Here is a 2,435-nt window from a genome sequence, read left to right as displayed (position 1 = left end):
CCTGTCTTTAGTAACGATTTAGTGGTTAATCTTATTTAATTGCCGCCCAAATGAACAGAGCGGTTTTCCTTTACCCTTACTTTAATTTTAAACTTATCGTATTGGCGTGTTAATTTATAGTATAATTATTCATATTAAAAGGTTTTTCGGAGCATTCGATGTTTCTATCAATCAGGAAAATTCGAAATCAGCGTTACCTCTACCTCCTCGAGACCGTCCCTGGGAAAAAGAAGGGCACGCACACGAATCGGATTGTTAAGAACCTCGGCAACTTTGACAAACTCCCCGAAGAAGTCAGAAACGCTTACCTTGATAAAAAGGCAAAGCGGGAATTGGCAAAAAGCTTCGAACTCAAACTTCGAGAAAAAGACATCAGCTCCGCGGTCGATACGGTTGCAAAAACTGATGCGGCACCTACCCGGATAAGCAATTTCAATCGGCTCTTTCCTCTTAACTACGGTCATCTGGCGCTCAAGCCGCTCTGGGAGAAAGATCTGGGGCTGAAATATAAGATTGAGTACCTTCAAAAATCTTCAACAGAAATCAAGACCTGGCGTCTTAACGACCTCCTGTTCTACCTTTGTGCCCTAAAACTTATCGATCCGAAGTCCTACTTCAGCGCAAGCAACTCCAAAAGTAACTTCCTGTATTGTCCTTGGAACAATGTGGTTCAGGATAATTTTTACCGAGCTCTGGACTTTGTGTACGATCACAGGGAGAGTTTGATTAAGCACGCCGTCAAGAGCCGCCTGGAGCAAACTAAGGGGCAGATTAAGGTCGCCTTCTTCGACTGTACGAATACTTGGTTTGAAACGCCTTATGATGACATCACTTGGCAAGTAATCCGGTACACAAGAAAAACCACGCTTCGGCTGCGTGATCAATCTCTTTCTAACGAGGAAATACAAGCTTATTTGGAAAGCAATGAATTTCTGGAAAATCTTACTGATGAGCTTGAACTTAACAAAGAAGATGTTCTGAGGATGCGCGGGCGCTCGAAGGAAAGCCGCTTTGCTCAGCCTATCGTTACGGTAGCTCTTGCGATTGACCAAACGGGCTTCCCGATTGACTGCAAGGTCTATGCCGGCAATATCGCCGAGATACATACAGTCGAGCAGATGATCGAGAGCTTAAAAAAGAAATACTCGGTCAAAGACATTTACTTTGTGGCTGATAAAGGACTTAATTCCGGACAGAAGCTTGAGAAAATCCAAGAGGAGAAACTCGGCTTCGTCGTCGCTCAAAAGATTAACGCTCAGCAGGAAAAGTTCGAGAAAGAGATGCTCGATCTCACTGGCTATCGGAATTACATCGTCGATGACTCAGGCATGTTCCGAGTCAAGTCCGAAGGCAGCGTTGATAAAGACAAAGCCCGCTTCAAGGTCTGTGATCACGTTAAGAAGTTTTACGTTGAAATAGAAGGAACAACTAAAAGCGGGAATCCAAAGAAAGAGCAGCGTTCTATCAATTGCAAAATCGTCTATACATTTAGTCCGGCTCGTCGGGAAAGGGAACTAAAGGATCTGGAAATGCAGATCTCAAAGGCTGCCAAGGCGGTCTCCGACGGCTACCTGGCCGGTAACCCTTACAAAAGCGGATGGCGAGCTTTACTTCAAACCAATAAAGAAGCCGCACAGACGCCGGAAGAAAAAGAGCAATATCGGGCCGTCGGGCTAAAACAAGACATTATCGAGGAACGGCGCAGAAATGCCGGTTACGCGGCACTTGTCTTCTCTCATCCCAAGGACAAGGATGCTGCTGCGCTCACTGACGAAGAAGTCCTGACGACATATCACCGCCTGGTAGGAATTGAAGACTGCTTCCGAGTAATGAAAAGTTCCTTCAGCATCCGTCCGGTTCACGTTCGTCTTAAAGAGCATATCGTTGCTCACTGCTACCTGTGTGTTCTGTCCCTGATGCTTATGAGGCTGGTTCAGGAAAAACTTGAAGCTAAAAAATACACTTGCTCAGCTGAAAAAATAACCCATGCCCTGGCTCAAGCCCTGGTGCTTCCAACTCCTTCCTCTGACGGAATGCCTCAAATGTGGCTGAATATGGGTCTGGATCCGCAGTTCCATAGGCCGGAGTTCACCGGAAAGAAAAAAGCCCGTCTCAGCCAGAATGCTCTGGAAGATCATGGGTATGTCTGGCACACCTACGAGAAGCATAGAGAGGAGACTCCGTTTGCTGTCGACCAAATTCTAGAAGCCGTTGGGTTAAATAAGCTTCCCCTGTACGGCTCAACGGGTGAAATCAAAAGAATCCTTGGAATCCACTCTGTGACAGAAGAAAACATGCTTGCTCCTGAGTATTTAGAGAACTACCGACGTGTAGTGAACAATAACTTGAGGAGTTAACACGAAAAGAAAAAAATGAAAATCTACTATAAGCCCCGTCTATCGGGGCTTTGCACGATATAAGGGGCTAAACACAGG

General features: G+C 45.7%; 1 protein-coding gene. It reads left to right on the top strand.

The genetic code is table 11. The features are described from left to right. Nucleotides 1–158: 158 nt before the first annotated feature. Nucleotides 159–2,357, top strand: coding sequence for an IS1634 family transposase (locus ACZND6_RS12770; RefSeq protein WP_302987785.1), 2,199 nt, complete (start codon nucleotides 159–161; stop codon nucleotides 2,355–2,357). Nucleotides 2,358–2,435 lie beyond the last annotated feature (78 nt).

The organism is Parasutterella sp. (assembly GCF_057870745.1).
This window is presented reverse-complemented; position numbering and strand designations above follow the sequence as displayed.

What these genes read in the sequence shown, in the direction of transcription:
- ACZND6_RS12770 (WP_302987785.1), top strand. Translation starts at nt 159, where the DNA reads ATGTTTCTATCAATCAGGAAAATTCGAAATCAGCGTTACCTCTACCTC.